Here is a 15,481-nt window from a genome sequence, read left to right on the forward strand (position 1 = left end):
ACAGTAGCTAAGTTTTCCGGGTGAGGCAGAATCTTTTTTCGCAGCCCAACCCCAGGCAGTTGGTATGACATGGTCAGGAACTGCCTGTCCTCCTTTTCACGAAGCGGTTATCCATCGGGCATTTGCCTACTCAGCGGGATATCTCGGGCCCAACCGCTTCGTTACGCTACATGTGCCCCTGTATGCTGCAGTTTAAGCATATGGACTTTTTGGGAAGCCTGGTGCTTCCCGTTTTTTTTGCCGCTTCTTTAATCGTACAGTTAGTACAGTCAGCGTTATCGCCGCATAAAAAAACCCCGCCGAAGCAGGGTTTGTAAAATAAGCATACCGTAGACTCAGAACGGGATATCGTCGTCAAAATCGAAGTCAGGCTCAGCCATAGGTGGCTTTTGTTGATTCTGGCCACCCTGCGGGCGCTGTTGCTGAGGCGGTTGCTGATAACCACCGCCCTGATTGCCTCCGCCATAATTCTGGTTGCCACCGCCATAACCGCCGCCCTGTTGGCCGCCTTGTGGACGTTGCTGATAACCACCGCCCTGGCCGCCCTGACCACCATCACGGCCACCGAGCATTTGCATCTGGTCGACAATAATTTCTGTGGTGTAACGATCCTGACCCTGCTGATCCTGCCACTTACGGGTTTGCAGTTTACCTTCAACGTAAATCTGCGAACCTTTTTTGAGGTATTCACCGGCAATTTCTGCTAACCGACGGTACATAGTTAAACGGTGCCATTCAGTTCGTTCCTGCACCTGCCCCTGCTGGTCTTTCCAGCTTTCACTGGTTGCCAGGCTCAGATTGGCAACGGCGTTGCCGTTGGGCATGTAACGTACTTCCGGGTCGTTACCTAAATTACCGACCAGAATGACTTTGTTAACGCCTCGAGTTGCCATGATGTCTCCTAAAATCTGTTTACGCTTTTATAATAATATAAGCGCATGCAGCGCTTCGTCGTCGTTTGTAAAGCTTGCCAGTATAACGCATTTTTTGCGCTCGCTCAGCGCCTTTTTGAGGTTAAATAAAAATCCTCAGTGACGAAATACTAACTCGTTGTTTTACCAAACAGACTACGGCAAATTAGCGCGACTTTCACCTGTTCTTGCAACCGGTTGTGTTACTTATACCCAGCAGGTAAGCGTGCCATGGCCGCCATGTTTAGCAAAATTAATTAGAGTTAAGCTCAGGTAGGCAAAAAAAAGCCTCAACCGGAGTTGAGGCTTTCAGCTTTATTTATTAAGCGACCTGTATTAACCAGACGGTGCTTACCACCAGGTAATATAAAACGCTGCCACTACAATGGTTAATGCCACGGAAGCCACATTAAACACTGATGAGGTTTTGAAGTTGATGTCGTTCAGCTGTACTGCGTGCTCATGGTCGCCCTTACCTTCAAACAGGCTAACAATAACGGCCAGACCCACACACAGTAAAAATACAATGCCAACGCGGTCCATAAACGGCAGCTCTGGCAGCAGGAGTTTAAATGCCAGGCTAAATACCGCAGAGCCAACGGCTGCTACCAGACCACCATTAGCCGTGGTTTTCTTCCAGAACATACCCAGCGCAAACAGCGCAACGATACCCGGTGTGAAGAAACCGGTGAATTCCTGAATATACTGGAACGCCTGATCGAACTGACCAAGTAATGGCTTAGCCACAACCATGGCAATAATCAGCGCCACCAGGCTCACAATACGGCCTACTTTTACATAGTGATGCTGACTCTTATTGGGATTACGGTCTTTGTAAATATCCATAGTGAAGATAGTCGATACACTGTTGGTCATCGATGCCAGTGACGACACAATTGCGGCTACCAGCGCGGCAAAGATAATGCCTTTAAGACCCACCGGCATCAGTGTCATCAGTGATGGGTAAGCCTGGTCGGCTTTTTCCAGATCCGGCACCAGCAGCACCGCGGCAATACCCGGTAATACAACAATTAACGGCATCAGCACTTTCAGGAATGCTGCAAACACAATCCCTTTCTGCGCTTCATTAACGCTCTTAGCAGCCAGGGTACGCTGGATAATGTATTGGTTAAAGCCCCAGTAAGACAGGTTCATGATCCACATACCACCAATCAATACCGATAAGCCCGGCAGATCCATGTAGTGTGGATTGTCTTCGCTAAGGATCATGTCGAACTTGCCTGGCAGTTCTTCAGTAACGGTATTAAAACCTGCCCAGAAGCCGGCGCCATCGCCGATGATGTTCAGCGCCGTGTACGACAGGAACAGTCCGCCTAATACCAACAGCACCACCTGGATAATATCGGTCATGGCCACCGCTTTAAGACCACCGTACAGCGAGTAAGCCAGAGAGAATACACCGAGGAAAATCATGCCGTACATCAGGTCAACACCAGCAATAGTATTGATTGCCAGTGCCCCCAGCCATAATACAGCGGTGAGGTTTACAAACACATAAACACCCAGCCAGAACACCGCCATTACCATGCGTACACGGTGGTCGTAGCGCTGCTCGAGAAATTGCGGCATGGTGTAGATTTTATGCTTCAGGAAGATCGGCAGGAAGTATTTACCTACAATGATCAGCGTGATAGCTGCCATCCACTCGTAGGAAGCGATTGCCAGACCCACCATGTAACCGGAACCGGACATCCCGATAATCTGCTCTGCTGAGATATTAGCAGCAATCAGTGAGGCACCGATGGCCCACCAGGGCAGACTTGACCCCGCCAGAAAGTAATCGTTTGTGTCTTTCTCGTGTCCCTTTTCTTCACGAGAAACCCACCATGCAATGCCGATTAAGGCAATCACATAGATAGCGAATAACGCTATGTCGAGTGTTTCAATTTTCATTATGCGACCCAGTTAATTGTAATTTTAATTCGTAAGTGGGCAACGAAATTAGGTATTTTCGTCAAAAGCGCCACTATTTGTAGTACAAATGTAAACTTTTTGTTTCAACCCAGTCCGCGCATAATACTTGTCTTCTACCTGTTTAGTCACCCCTAAAAGTAAATTTTTTGGTAATAAAGCAACAACACAACCGCCAAATCCGCCTCCGGTCATCCTTACGCCACCAGATTCTCCAATCTCCTGATGAATAATTTCTACCAGAAAATCAATTGCCGGTACGGTTATTTCGAAGTCGTCACGCATTGAAATGTGCGACTCGGCCATTAACTGGCTCACCTTAGCGATATCGCCCTTTTCCAGCGCATTAAACATGGCAGTTGTGCGTGCGTTTTCGCTGATAATATGTCGCGCGCGCTTGTATTCATCCTCACTGAGTGTATTTTTACCGGATTCCAGCAACTCAGTGTCGGCATCCCGCAAACTTGCCACGCCTAGTTTGCGGGCAGCCGCCTCACATTGCTGACGCCGCAGATTATATTCGCTGTCAACCAATCCTCGTTTAACATTAGAGTTAACGATCATAATGGCAAAATCTTCGGGCAAGTCGATAAAACGCTGTGACAGGTCTCGACAATCCAGCAGCATGGCTTTCCCCTGCTTACCCAGTGCCGATATCAGCTGGTCCATGATCCCGCAGGAACAGCCAACAAATTCATTTTCGGCCTGTTGCCCCAGCAAGGCGGCTTCAATACCTTCGATATTCAGCTCGTAAAGCTGCGTTAGTGCACTGACAATCGCAACTTCAAAAGACGCAGATGAACTCAGCCCCGCTCCTTGTGGCACATTACCAGTAACTACCAGGTTAGCCCCGCCCAGTTGCGGATACTTCGCTTTGACAACCTGACACACCCCTTTCACATAGTTGAGCCAGCCTGGCTGTGGCTGGTGCTCAATGTTATCGAGGGAAAATGACTCGCATTCGTTATCGTAATCAACCGCTACCACCTTAACGATGCCGTCATCCCGCTTTGCTGCGGCAATGTCGGTGCCAAAGTTGATTGCTACCGGAAACACAAACCCCTGGTTGTAGTCGGTATGCTCACCAATCAGGTTAACCCGGCCGGGTGCGTGGCTGGTTACCTCTGGTGTGGTATTAAAATAAGCAGAGAACAGCGAAGAAATATCTGCATGCATCATTGGCCAGCCTTTTTATAATGGGTGGTAGAAAGCGCCTGCAGGCGCTGGGCAGCTTGTTCGGGTGTGAGATCGCGCTGAGCTTCTGCCATCATCTCATATCCGACCATAAATTTTCTGACGCTGGCAGAGCGCAGCAATGGTGGAAAGAAGTGCGCGTGCAGCCCCCATTCCGGATGCTCTTGGCCATCGCATGGCTCACTGTGCCAACCCATTGAATAAGGGAAAGACGTATTAAACAGGTTGTCATATTTACTGGTGATTTCGCCCACAATAGTGGCCAGGTTGCGCGCCTGTGAGTCGCTCAGATCGGCCAGAGAGCTCACACTAAAGCGTGGTAATAACAGGGTTTCGAACGGCCATGCAGCCCAGTAGGGAACCACAACCAGCCAGTCTTCATTACTGCACACGACCCGCTCATTAAGAGCGATTTCACGCTCAGCATAATCGAGTAACAGCGCCCGCTGATGTTGCTGATAATACTTCGCGAAGCTTGCCAGTTTCTTAGTCGCCTGGGTTGGCAAATGACGTTGGGCCCAAACTTGTCCATGGGGATGCGGATTGGAGCAGCCCATCATTGCGCCTTTATTTTCAAACACCTGTACCCATTGATAGCTTTTACCCAATTCTGCGGTTTGAGCCATCCAGCATTTCACTACGCCGACTCTTTCCTCATCGGTAAGTAATGGCAGCGTTTTGCTGTGATCCGGCGAAAAGCAAATCACCCGGCTGCAGCCCTGTTCAGACTCATAGCGAAACAACGGATCGCTACTGGCACTATCCGGCGTGTCCGGTTGCAGTGCAGCGAAGTCGTTGGTAAACACGAAAGTCCCTTCATAAGCCGGATTGACTTCCCCGTTGATCCGCGTGTTTCCCGGACATAAGTAACAGCTCTCATCATACGCAGGTAAGACGGACTGATCGGGCTCATCCTGCTGGCCCTGCCAAGGGCGCTTGGCCCGGTGTGGCGATACCAGTACCCACTCTTGTAGTAATGGGTTGTAACGTCGATGCGGATGATCTGACGGCTCAAAAGGAACAGACATGATTAATTCCTGTTTAACTTAAAGGGTAAACGTTTTCCCTATTCTCATCTTTTTTTACAGAGATGTAAATAACTCTGAGCAATCAAGTCTGCTCTGATCAGCTGATTAACATTAAAAAAGAGGGCTAAGAGTAACGACCAGAAACACTGATACAGGGTATACGTTTACCTTTATGTGATACACAACGGGTTGATAAATCTGGGGTTAGATATCATGAACCCGGGGTTCAGCAACACCTGTTACGCCCACGTCGAGTTCAAACACGCTTCCCGCCAACGGATAACGATTTAATGTGTCTTCGTCCATCCCAATGCAGGCTGAGGTGACAAACAGTGTTGAATAAGCAGGCCCGCCGAAAGTGACATTAGTAATTTGTGGCGCAGGCAACACAATGCGCTCGATGAGCTTTCCTGCCGGATCAAAGCAACACAGCCCGTGGCCTTGCCAGCAGGCCACCCAAAGGTTGTCCTGGCCATCCACCGTAATGCCGTCCGGATAACCGTGGTGCTCGGGAAAAACAATGTGCAGGCGTTTATGGGATAACTGTCCATTGCCATCAACGGTAAAGGCATAGATGGTTCGAGTGGCAGAGCTCACCGAATAAAGCCGGTCTCCGGCAAGATTCACGGCCGGGCCATTAGAAACGACGTAGTCACTGTCTACTTTATGTAATGTGCGGTGTTCGTTGAGACTGGTTAGCTGGTAGAGATTGCCGCTGAGGGCTACTTCATTGTCATCCATGGTGCCAAAATACAGTCGTCCAGCCTGGTCGGTTTTCGCATCATTTAAGCGATTGCCTGCCGGTTCTTCGTTTAACAACAAACAGCAATCGCCGCAGCTCAAATCGTCGTTTAGCCAGTATATGCCCGACTGTAATCCAACAACAAAACGGCCGGAACGGGTTTCTTTCACCCAGCCAATTTGTTCTGGCATCGGGGTCGCCGTCACAGCCTTAGTGGCGTAATCCATTCGATATAACAGCTGCTGCTTGATATCGACCCAGAAAACGCAGTTATACCGGGCACTGTAATAGATGCCCTCGCCGAGGCTGCACCTGTGACGACTTACATTTAAAATTTTAACCGGCATTACATCGTTTCGCTGTTAAATAGTCCTGCGGGTGAGCCCTGCGCTAACCGGCTCCCTTAGTCAGTTGGCCGCCTTATAATTCACCATCAAAGCTGAATAGAGAAAGGCAAAGCTTACACAACCCGCAAACAGAATCGAATAGTGAATGTCACTTAAGAATAAAACCATTGTGATATCAGCACAAAGGAAAAAGCTACCGAAAAACAGTACAGGAAATAATGACTGACTATTTTGTTGCTGGCACAGTCGTTTGTCTCTTAACACGTAAGCCATGAACATCAGCACCGGTAATTCTTTTTGCCACTGACATAGTTGTTTGCCCTGCGTGTGAGCATAAAGCTTTGCCGTAACGACAAGCGCAATGGGCGTCAGGATAACGGGTAACCAGATGTATCCTTCGCTAAAACCGTGATAAACCGCCACAGTCATCAGTACCAGGCTTGAGTAAATATAAATACGTTCCATGTCGTTTCTCTCGCGCAACCGTTGTTTGAGGAAAACCAAAGTAACTGGAAAAACACGTTGGGTCTGCAGACCCGGATGACAGGTTCAGATCAGTTCATAACGAGGTATTATCAAATCTGATTAACTGGCAACAATCAGCACAGTACCGGCAAACGCTGCCACCACCAGGATCAGTTTTCTCACCAGTATTTCGTTGATCCGCCGGTTAATGAAAAACGACGCGAACCAGCCAATCAGAATAGCCGGAATACATTTTAAGAAGAGCTCAAGATCATCATGCCCAGCTGCATCGGTAAACCACAGTACGGCGATGCCAAACATGTTGATATACACAAAAAAAACGCTAAGGTTGGCTTTAATTTTGTCTTTATCTTCTGCCTGATACAGCAAGCCCATAGGGGCTCCGCCCGCCGACGTTGTAGTGCCCATAAAGCCCGAAATCATGGCCGCGATTAAATTGGAAATAATGCTGATTCGCGGTGTAACGCCCACCATCGACAATATCACCGCGGCAATAATGCACACGCCTAACAACATTTGGTACTGATGGGCGTCAATGTAAAGCAGCACGCTGCCGGCCACCAGCACACCCGCCGTGCCACCAAGAATAGAGAAGCCGGTTTGTTTTAAGTCGATATCGTACTGATGTTTAACTGCCAGCAGAGTGGTTAACAGTAAAGCATTGAGGATCATGGGCCCAGGAACCAGTTCGGGCATAATCAAAAAGATAAGCGGTGCACCCAACAGGCCAAGCCCAAAGCCGATAACACTCTGCAAGCATGAACCGATGATCAGGACCAGATACACCAGGATATAGTCGGTCAAACAAACAATCCTTCAACTAAAACTTAACTGTTATGCGTAACATGCAATTTACATATTATATTACATATGATTTGTGCACAGTGCCAGAATGTAAACATTTTTGCAACATAACAATTAGTCGGAATAGTTGTTTGCAGCCGCAGCATGGCCTGTAGGCCAAGCCGCAGTACAAGAAAATATCAGAGGATTAGGCATGCCGGCGCATCACCGGCAGACATTTGAATAGCGTTATACCCAGCCTGCATCGATTATCAGCGTTTGCGCTGTCATCATTTTGCTATCGTCAGCGGCGAGAAATAATGCCGCGTTGGCAATATCGATGGGTAACAGAGTTTCATGAATACACTGGGCCTGTTGTACTTCCTGAACAATTTCAGGACCAGCCCAACGGGTCATCTGTCTTTCGGTCATCACCCAGCCCGGCACCAGCGTGTTCACCCGTATATGCTCAGGACCCAGTTTAGCAGCCAGGGTCCTGGTCAGGCCATCAATTGCTGCTTTAGCCGTCGTATAAACGGGCATACAAGTTTGCTTCTGGCGCCAGCTTACCGACCCCATATTCACAATACTGCCGCCACCGCAGCGGCGCATTTGCTCGACAACCGCCTGGGCGGCAAAAAAGCTCGGACGCAGGTTTACATTAATGCGATCATTCCAGTATTCCTCGTCCACCTCTTCAAATTCGTGACGGGTATCATCGGCCGCATTGTTAATCAGCACGCTAATGTCGCCATGCAGTTTTGCGGCCTCACTGATAGCCCCTTTAAGGGCTTTAAGGTCGCGCAAATCGCACTCTATAAAAGTGGCCTGGCCTTTTCCGGCCTGCGCTATTCGTTCTACCAATGCCTGACTCTTGTCTACATTGACATCAACAAAACACACCCGGGCTCCCTGTGCACAAAATCGTTCCACCATAACCTCGCCAATACCTGTTCCACCGCCGGTAATAAATACGCTGCGGTTGTTCAGGCTTGGATAACAGGCTGAAGTATCAGACGACTGGGTCATAAAAAATCACCATAGATGATGGCTCAGTACACACCAACTTTCGTTGTTAAATAAAAATTCGTTACGCTGACAGTTCTGATTCAGCAATTTTCAGCTCAATGTAAGCCATTGCTTCATCTATCAGATACGCCATCATGTTTTTGGCTCGCTCTGCTTCACCATTTTTGATCGCCTGGTAAATCTTGCGATGTTCGTCGGCAATGGTTTGCAGGCTGTCCTTGGCATTAGTCGTATACTGAAAGCTTACATTTAAAGCGGTGCTGATGAAATCCCGTAGCTGATAGAAAAAGCGATTGCCACTGGCAAGTAAAATGGCCGTATGAAATTCTAAGTCGGGCTGATGGATAGAGCCGTCGGTTTGAGCTGCATTATCCATGGCATTTAACGCCACCTCGATTTGCGCAATGGCTTCCGGTGCCCCGTGTTTGGCTGCCAATGCTGCCGCCTGTGGCTCAATGGCCAGACGCATTTGCAAAAACTCTTTCAATACCAGCAATGAAGGGCTGCTCTCAAACATCCACCCCAGTACGCTGGTATCATATAAGTTCCAGTTTTCCGGCGGTTCAACCCGAATCCCCTGGCGCGGCCGGGAGGATATTAACCCCTTCGCTGCCAGCATTTTCACTGCTTCGCGCACTGCAGTACGACTGATGCCATACTCGGTACAAAGCTGAGCTTCAGTTGGAAGGCCTGAGCCCTCGCCATAGACTCCTGCAATAATCGCTTTACCCAATTCGTTGGTAACGCGTTGCGACAGGTTTAAATTCTCAATTCGCGCCATGGATTATAATCTTTCTGCTTACGGCCATAACCACGGATAATATCATATTTATCGGTGGTACCTGTTGGCTTTATTGTTAATATAGTTGTTCACATCATAGAGTTGTAAGCCCCCAACGTGCAAGCGTTTAAAATTGATCCAGCACTAAAAACAATCTATTAACGCCATTATGGAATTTAACGCTGTTTTAACAAAAAGCTTTTCATTACCCATATTGTAATATAATATTTTTTAATTATTTTGAGCTGACATCATGGTATCAGGGTTATTACATGGTTGAATTAAGTACACTCGACTGGCTGGTTCTGGCTGGTTTTTTTATTTTGTTGCTTGGCGTGGTCGGGATGTCCATGCGGCAAAAAGAGGAAGATACGGCGGATTATTTTCTTGCCGGTCGTAACGCCAGCTGGCTGGTAATTGGTGCCTCAATTTTTGCCTCAAATATTGGCTCTGAGCATTTGGTGGGTCTGTCTGGCTCTGGTGCCCAGTCGGGTATGGCGCTTGCTCACTGGGAATTACAGTCGTGGATCATATTGCTACTTGGTTGGGTGTTTGTGCCCTTCTACTGGAGCAGCAAAGTTTACACCATGCCGGAGTTCCTGGAACGCCGCTACAACTCTGCTTCACGTACCTTCCTGTCGGTAATTTCGCTGGTCAGTTACGTATTAACCAAGGTTGCTGTAACAGTCTATGCCGGCGGTATTGCGTTTAAAACTATCCTTGGCATCGACAGCATCTGGGGCATCGACTTCTTCTGGATATCGGCACTGGGTCTGGTCATTATCACCGGTATCTACACCGTACTCGGTGGCATGAAAGCCATCATGTGGACCTCGGTATTACAAACCCCGGTGCTAATCATTGGCTCTGTAGTAATCCTGGTTGTTGGCCTAGATCAGGTTGGCGGCTGGTCTGAGGTAGAGCGCATTAACGACGCTAATCTGCATCTGATTCGCTCTGCCAGCGATGTAGACTTCCCATGGCCGGGCATCATCTTCGGCTCATTCATAATTGGTTTCTGGTACTGGTGTACCGACCAGTACATCGTACAGCGTGTATTATCAGCTAAAGGCATTAAAGAAGCCCGCCGCGGTACCATGTTTGCCGGTTACCTGAAATTACTGCCAGTATTTATCTTCCTGTTCCCGGGCATGATTGCGGTGGCGCTTAAGGAAAAAGGTATTATCAACTACGCCAGTGCCGACCAGGCCTTCCCGACTCTGGTTGCCGAGCTGTTACCTTCCGGCGTTAAGGGGATTGTTATCGGCGGTCTGGTTGCCGCGCTAATGAGTTCACTGGCATCATTGTTTAACTCTTCTGCAACGCTGTTTACCATCGATTTCTATAAGAAATTCAAACCTGAATCCAGCGAGAAGCACCTGCTGAAAGTAGGCCGTATCGCTACTATCGTGATTGTTATTCTGGGTATCCTGTGGATCCCGGTGATGAGCTTAATCGCCGATGTGTTGTATGAGTACCTGCAGAGTGTGCAGTCGCTGATCGCCCCAGGGATTGCAGCGGTGTTCCTGCTTGGCCTGGTAAGCCGTCGGATCACGCCAGCCGCAGGTTACGCTGGCCTGGTTTCAGGCTTTGTACTGGGCATGATCAGACTGGTCATGCTGCCGTTCAAAGACAGCCTGGCCAACACCAGCTTCGCCTGGATTGTAGAGATGAACTGGCTGTACTACTGTATCCTGCTGTTCGTCCTGGTGACTATCATCATGATTGTGGTGAGCATGTTCACCAAAGCGGCCAGTGAAGAAAAACTGCAGGGCCTGACGTTCCGAACACTGGGCAAAGGCACTATGAAAGAAGTGGTAGACGGTCTGGATAAGTGGGATTACATCCATACCGTGGGTATATTAGGCATCACTGCCTTTATCTATATCCGCTTCTGGTAAACGACCAAGCCGGTGCCATCGTCACCGGCTTTTCTTTATCTCCACCAAACTTGCAACGACTACCCGGATTGACGCCATGCTGAAGATACTCACCTTAATGTTACTCGTAACATTTCCTGCTACAGCAACCACATATAAAGTTTACTACCTTGGCGGCCAATCAAACATGGAAGGCTTTGGTGAAAATATCGATTTACCGGCCAATTACCGGGCGTCACTTAAATCGGTGCCTGTTTTCCAGGGCAATCCGGTAGCCGACTTTAAACCCAACGGTGGCCTTGGCCTCTGGGATATACTGCAACCCGGCTTCGGCCGACAGTTTTATTCCGATGGCAACACCAATCAGCATTCAGACTATTTCGGCCCGGAGCTGAGCTTTGGCCATCAGATTGCCAAACTGCATCCTCAACAAAACGTGGCTCTGATTAAGTATGCACTGGGCGGCTCTGCCCTCGGTTATGGGGTGGGTAACAACTGGTACCCTGACTACCGCCGTGGCAATGGCATAAACCAGTATGATCACTTTTTATCTACACTAGGCAATGCTTTTGCCAGCCGGGATATCGATAGTGACGGAGAACCTGACACTCTGATCCCCGCAGGGATTATCTGGATGCAGGGCGAGTCAGATGCCTACGACAGTGAAATAACCGCCAATCGTTACCTGGATAACCTGAAAACGATGATAGCACTGTTCAGAGCCGCGCTTCGCAGCCCTGATTTACCAGTGGTCTTAGGGAAAATTACGGATTCGGGTATGGATCCCGAAGACGGTTTGCGAATGAACTGGGGCAGTCTGGTTCAACAAGCCCAGCTAGACTTTGTTGAGCAGGATAGCTGCGCGGCCCTGGTCACCGTTACTGAAAGCTTTACCCACCTTGATGACGGCTGGCACTATACATCCGAGGATTACCTGACATTAGGGCGCCAATTTGCTGAACGAGTAGCACAACTCGAGAGTCAGTGTTCTCCTGACTAACTACAACAGTGTTGCGTTATTCATCGTGCTATCCTCGCTGTAAAACACTCGTTAAACGCAAACTGATTGCTAGTTAGTCAGTTTGCAATGTAACCTCAAAGCAATTCCCAGCCCTGCACCACCATTTATGTCAGACAGCTTTGCTTTACTGCCCATTATTGAGCGCATCTTCGCCACCGTTTTTCCGTTATTTGCCATGGTGATGGTGGGGTTTCTTTATGCCCGCAAAACCGACTCAGACATGGGCGTTGCCAACCGCATCAACATCGACATTTTTGTGCCCGCGTTAATCTTTTCTGTAATGGCATCCAAGTCTTTTGATTTGTTTAGTTATCTGGACTTAATGCTGGGGACTTTGCTGATGGTCATCGGTTCAGGCTTACTGGCGCTACCGGTTTGTAAATGGCTGGGCGTTTCGCCCAAAATTTTCGCTCCCCCCACCATGTTTAACAACTGCGGTAACCTGGGCTTGCCGCTGGCCCTACTGGCCTTTGGAGAAGCCGGGTTGAGTGCGGCTATCGCCATGTTTCTGGTGAGTACGTTGCTGCATTTTTCGCTGGGCGTCTATATTCTGCATGATAAAGCTCAGCTAAGAACGCTGGCAACCAATCCAATGGTAATGGCTACCGCAGCCGGACTGGTATGGAGCTTATCCGGCTGGACATTACCGGTTTGGATCAGTACACCCATCGACATGCTGGGGCAGATTTCCATCCCGCTGATGTTGTTTGCGCTGGGGGTTCGCATGACCGATGTGGATTTTGCCGACTGGCGTTCCGGCCTGTTCTGGGGGTTATACGGGCCCTTAACCGGCTTTATGGTCGCTTACCCGTTTGCATTGCTGGCAGGGCTATCGAGCGAACATACGGCGTATTTTGTACTGTTTTCAGTATTGCCACCGGCCGTACTCAATTTTATGCTGGCAGAGCGCTACAAACAGGCGCCACACACGGTGGCGTCGATTGTTTTACTCGGCAATATTGCCAGTCTGGCGGTGGTGCCGGTGGCACTATTCTTTGTGCTCGATTAGTCAGTTTTATCGCTGAAAAATACCGGAAATCCTTCCGCATCCCAGTAAATTACCCGGGCTCTGGCGTGACGGTTAGGGTCGGTAAGTGGCGTCCCACGCAGGGTTTCGTAATCACGGCTGTGGTAAATCATCAGGTCGGTTTCGCCATCCTCGGCTTTTACAAAACTATTGTGGCCCGGGCCATAGCGTCCCACCGCGGCATTGGTGGTAAATACCGGATCTACTTTCTTGTGCCAGTTGGCAGGATCGAGTAGATCCGCGTCTTCATCGGCCCACAGCAACCCCATGGCATAGCGGTGATCGGTGGCACTGGCCGAATAGGTGATGAGCACCCGGCCGTGGCGAACAAGCACTGCGGCCCCCTCGTTAACCTTATAACCGGCCACTTCCCAATCGAAAGTTGGCTCACTCAACAGGGTGACTGTGTCGAACCTAATGGAGGTAGGCGAGTCCATCTCGGCTATCCACAGCGCCGAATTGTAACTGCGCTTAGCATCCTGCTGTGCCCAAACCAGATACCGTTTGCCGTCATGTTCAAAGGTTGTGGCATCCAGCGAGAAAGAATCAACCGGCGTCTGAATGCGACCGGCTTCGGTCCATTCTCCGTCCATTGGGTTCGCTGCGGTATTTTTTAGCGCATACATTCTGATACTCCAGGGCGCATCCACATCGCCGGCGGCAAAATAGATGTACCAGTCGCCGTCCACCTCGTGTAATTCCGGAGCCCAGATATTTACGCTCATCGGCCCCTTGTCGTTTTTGCGCCAGATGACTTTCGGCTCGGCAATTTTCAAATCATTAAGCCGGCAGGCAGCGCGAAGCTCTATTTCGTCAAACTTAGGTGAAGTGCCGATAAACGTATAACAGCCGTCCTCGTGCTGTACAATCCAGGGGTCGGCTCGCTGGACAACGATAGGATTATCAATAGGCTCAAGCGGGGCTGCCATCATCGGTGCGACGCTTAACGTTGCAAAGGCGGTACAGGCAATGGTCAGGCTGGTGCGCAGCATGGTTTTAAAATCAAACAACATAGCGAGTCCTTGGTTTAAAGATAAACGGGCAATTGCGATTGCGCAGTTGCTAATCAATTATTAATATTGTATTACATATTTAACATGATTATTGCTACACTAAGCAAGTTCTTTTACAGGTGCTTTCAGAGGTAAAAATGATTCAAAGCCGTAAACGGAAAACCAGTGCAAACAGATTGCGCTTAGCCTTAACAAGCTTACTCAGCGGTGCCTTTTTAATGGGCTGTGGTGCCCAGGCAAAACAGGTGGAGGTTCATGATCCGGTTATGACCAAAGCCGGCGATACTTACTATGTGTTCAGTACCGGGCCAGGGATTACCTATTACGAATCCAAAGATATGGAAAACTGGACCCTGACCGGGCGCGTATTTCCCGATGAGCCAAGCTGGGCCAAACGTATCTCTCCGAGTTTCGACGGCCACTTATGGGCACCAGACATTTACCAGAAAGACGGTAAATTCTATCTGTACTACTCGGTTTCGGCATTTGGTAAAAACACTTCGGCCATTGGCGTAACCGTAAATGAGAGTCTCGACCCGCAGTCACCAGACTACAAATGGGTAGACTACGGTATTGTGGTGGAATCGGTGCCGCATCGTGATCACTGGAATGCCATCGACCCGGCAATTGTTGAAGACGATGAAGGCAATGCATGGATGAGCTTTGGCTCGTTCTGGGATGGTCTGAAACTGGTTAAACTCGATGATGACTTAGTGCGTCTGGCAGAGCCGCAGGAGTGGTATTCCATTGCCAGCCGCCCAGGTTCCAATGTTGCCGACAGTGCAGATCCGGGCGAAGGCGCTATCGAGGCTCCCTATATTTTTAAGCAAAACGGTTATTACTATTTGTTTGTCTCGTTTGATAAATGCTGTCGCGGTATGGACAGCACCTACAACGTACGCGTAGGACGCAGCAAATCAGTTACCGGTCCGTACCTCGACCGTGATGGCAAGTCGTTAATGGAAGGCGGCGGCACCATGGTGATAGAAGGTAACGACGACTGGGTAGCACTGGGTCACAATGCGGCGTACACCTTTGACGGTAAGGACTACCTGGTGTTACACGCCTATGAAACAGCCGATAACGCGTTGCAAAAGCTACGTATTCTGCCGATTAGTTGGGATAATGACTGGCCAGTAGTTGACCCGGCCGACCTCAACAAGCGCACTACTGAACTTCTGAAAAAGTAACTTTTCTTCAGCTTCCCGTGCGTTGTCGATGGATATGACAGACCCACGCGCACGGGAGTTTTCCTACTCTATTGATCCAGCCCACTGTTTTTCCATACGTTATTTCAGTATTCTGAC

General features: G+C 49.2%; 14 protein-coding genes. 4 read left to right on the forward strand and 10 right to left on the reverse strand.

Annotated elements, in window-relative coordinates; translation table 11 throughout:
- Positions 1-335 precede the first annotated feature (335 nt).
- The 9 genes from D9T21_RS21255 to D9T21_RS21295 all read right to left on the reverse strand — a co-directional run bounded on the left by D9T21_RS21255 (position 336) and on the right by D9T21_RS21295 (position 9,233).
- Complete coding sequence (locus tag D9T21_RS21255; protein WP_123327172.1) at positions 336-893, reverse strand: single-stranded DNA-binding protein; 558 nt, start codon at positions 891-893, stop codon at positions 336-338.
- A 369-nt stretch (positions 894-1,262) separates the two neighbouring features.
- Positions 1,263-2,825: a sodium/sugar symporter gene (locus D9T21_RS21260; protein WP_123327173.1), complete on the reverse strand. Its 1,563-nt coding sequence runs from the start codon at positions 2,823-2,825 to the stop codon at positions 1,263-1,265.
- A gap of 48 nt (positions 2,826-2,873) precedes the next feature.
- Positions 2,874-4,022: a galactokinase gene (galK, locus tag D9T21_RS21265; protein WP_123327174.1), complete on the reverse strand. Its 1,149-nt coding sequence runs from the start codon at positions 4,020-4,022 to the stop codon at positions 2,874-2,876.
- Positions 4,019-5,065: a UDP-glucose--hexose-1-phosphate uridylyltransferase gene (locus tag D9T21_RS21270; protein WP_123327175.1), complete on the reverse strand. Its 1,047-nt coding sequence runs from the start codon at positions 5,063-5,065 to the stop codon at positions 4,019-4,021. The genes galK and D9T21_RS21270 overlap by 4 nt, the downstream gene beginning before the upstream one ends.
- A gap of 204 nt (positions 5,066-5,269) precedes the next feature.
- On the reverse strand, positions 5,270-6,154 hold the full coding sequence (locus D9T21_RS21275; protein ID WP_123327176.1) for an SMP-30/gluconolactonase/LRE family protein: 885 nt from the start codon (positions 6,152-6,154) through the stop codon (positions 5,270-5,272).
- A 60-nt stretch (positions 6,155-6,214) separates the two neighbouring features.
- The gene (locus D9T21_RS21280) at positions 6,215-6,619 is read right to left on the reverse strand and encodes a hypothetical protein (protein WP_123327177.1); all 405 of its coding nucleotides are present in this window, start codon (positions 6,617-6,619) and stop codon (positions 6,215-6,217) included.
- A 120-nt stretch (positions 6,620-6,739) separates the two neighbouring features.
- Positions 6,740-7,444 (reverse strand): sulfite exporter TauE/SafE family protein, encoded by a 705-nt coding sequence (locus D9T21_RS21285; RefSeq protein WP_123327178.1) that lies wholly within the window; start codon positions 7,442-7,444, stop codon positions 6,740-6,742.
- Between the two features lie 228 nt (positions 7,445-7,672).
- Entirely contained in the window at positions 7,673-8,452 is a 780-nt protein-coding gene (locus D9T21_RS21290) for an SDR family NAD(P)-dependent oxidoreductase (RefSeq protein ID WP_123327179.1), read from the reverse strand.
- 61 nt (positions 8,453-8,513) lie between these two features.
- Positions 8,514-9,233, reverse strand: coding sequence for a FadR/GntR family transcriptional regulator (locus D9T21_RS21295; protein ID WP_123327180.1), 720 nt, complete (start codon positions 9,231-9,233; stop codon positions 8,514-8,516).
- A 272-nt stretch (positions 9,234-9,505) separates the two neighbouring features.
- Here D9T21_RS21295 and D9T21_RS21300 point away from each other — a divergent pair, with 272 nt between their 5' ends.
- From D9T21_RS21300 to D9T21_RS21310, 3 genes are all read left to right on the forward strand, one after another.
- Positions 9,506-11,134, forward strand: a complete 1,629-nt coding sequence (locus tag D9T21_RS21300; RefSeq protein WP_123327181.1) for a sodium:solute symporter — start codon at positions 9,506-9,508, stop codon at positions 11,132-11,134.
- Positions 11,135-11,210: 76 nt separating this feature from the next.
- On the forward strand, positions 11,211-12,113 hold the full coding sequence (locus D9T21_RS21305; RefSeq protein WP_123327182.1) for a sialate O-acetylesterase: 903 nt from the start codon (positions 11,211-11,213) through the stop codon (positions 12,111-12,113).
- 127 nt (positions 12,114-12,240) lie between these two features.
- On the forward strand, positions 12,241-13,143 hold the full coding sequence (locus D9T21_RS21310; protein ID WP_123327183.1) for an AEC family transporter: 903 nt from the start codon (positions 12,241-12,243) through the stop codon (positions 13,141-13,143).
- Here D9T21_RS21310 and D9T21_RS21315 read toward each other — a convergent pair.
- Positions 13,140-14,174 carry a glycoside hydrolase family 43 protein gene (locus tag D9T21_RS21315; RefSeq protein WP_241155783.1) on the reverse strand — a complete coding sequence of 345 codons (1,035 nt, stop codon included), beginning with the start codon at positions 14,172-14,174 and terminating at the stop codon, positions 13,140-13,142. The genes D9T21_RS21310 and D9T21_RS21315 overlap by 4 nt on opposite strands.
- Before the next feature lie 218 nt (positions 14,175-14,392).
- Between D9T21_RS21315 and D9T21_RS21320 the strand changes: the two genes are divergently transcribed.
- Entirely contained in the window at positions 14,393-15,364 is a 972-nt protein-coding gene (locus tag D9T21_RS21320; RefSeq protein WP_241155787.1) for an arabinan endo-1,5-alpha-L-arabinosidase, read from the forward strand.
- Positions 15,365-15,481: the final 117 nt, after the last annotated feature.

The organism is Marisediminitalea oceani, assembly GCF_003731635.1.
Lineage (GTDB): Bacteria > Pseudomonadota > Gammaproteobacteria > Enterobacterales > Alteromonadaceae > Alteromonas > Alteromonas oceani.

Coding starts and splice junctions, on each gene's coding strand:
- D9T21_RS21255 (WP_123327172.1), bottom strand. CDS start 893: ATGGCAACTCGAGGCGTTAACAAAGTCATTCTGGTCGGTAATTTAGGT.
- D9T21_RS21260 (WP_123327173.1), bottom strand. CDS start 2,825: ATGAAAATTGAAACACTCGACATAGCGTTATTCGCTATCTATGTGATT.
- galK (WP_123327174.1), bottom strand. CDS start 4,022: ATGATGCATGCAGATATTTCTTCGCTGTTCTCTGCTTATTTTAATACC.
- D9T21_RS21270 (WP_123327175.1), bottom strand. CDS start 5,065: ATGTCTGTTCCTTTTGAGCCGTCAGATCATCCGCATCGACGTTACAAC.
- D9T21_RS21275 (WP_123327176.1), bottom strand. CDS start 6,154: ATGCCGGTTAAAATTTTAAATGTAAGTCGTCACAGGTGCAGCCTCGGC.
- D9T21_RS21280 (WP_123327177.1), bottom strand. CDS start 6,619: ATGGAACGTATTTATATTTACTCAAGCCTGGTACTGATGACTGTGGCG.
- D9T21_RS21290 (WP_123327179.1), bottom strand. CDS start 8,452: ATGACCCAGTCGTCTGATACTTCAGCCTGTTATCCAAGCCTGAACAAC.
- D9T21_RS21295 (WP_123327180.1), bottom strand. CDS start 9,233: ATGGCGCGAATTGAGAATTTAAACCTGTCGCAACGCGTTACCAACGAA.
- D9T21_RS21300 (WP_123327181.1), top strand. CDS start 9,506: ATGGTTGAATTAAGTACACTCGACTGGCTGGTTCTGGCTGGTTTTTTT.
- D9T21_RS21305 (WP_123327182.1), top strand. CDS start 11,211: ATGCTGAAGATACTCACCTTAATGTTACTCGTAACATTTCCTGCTACA.
- D9T21_RS21310 (WP_123327183.1), top strand. CDS start 12,241: ATGTCAGACAGCTTTGCTTTACTGCCCATTATTGAGCGCATCTTCGCC.
- D9T21_RS21315 (WP_241155783.1), bottom strand. CDS start 14,174: ATGTTGTTTGATTTTAAAACCATGCTGCGCACCAGCCTGACCATTGCC.
- D9T21_RS21320 (WP_241155787.1), top strand. CDS start 14,393: ATGGGCTGTGGTGCCCAGGCAAAACAGGTGGAGGTTCATGATCCGGTT.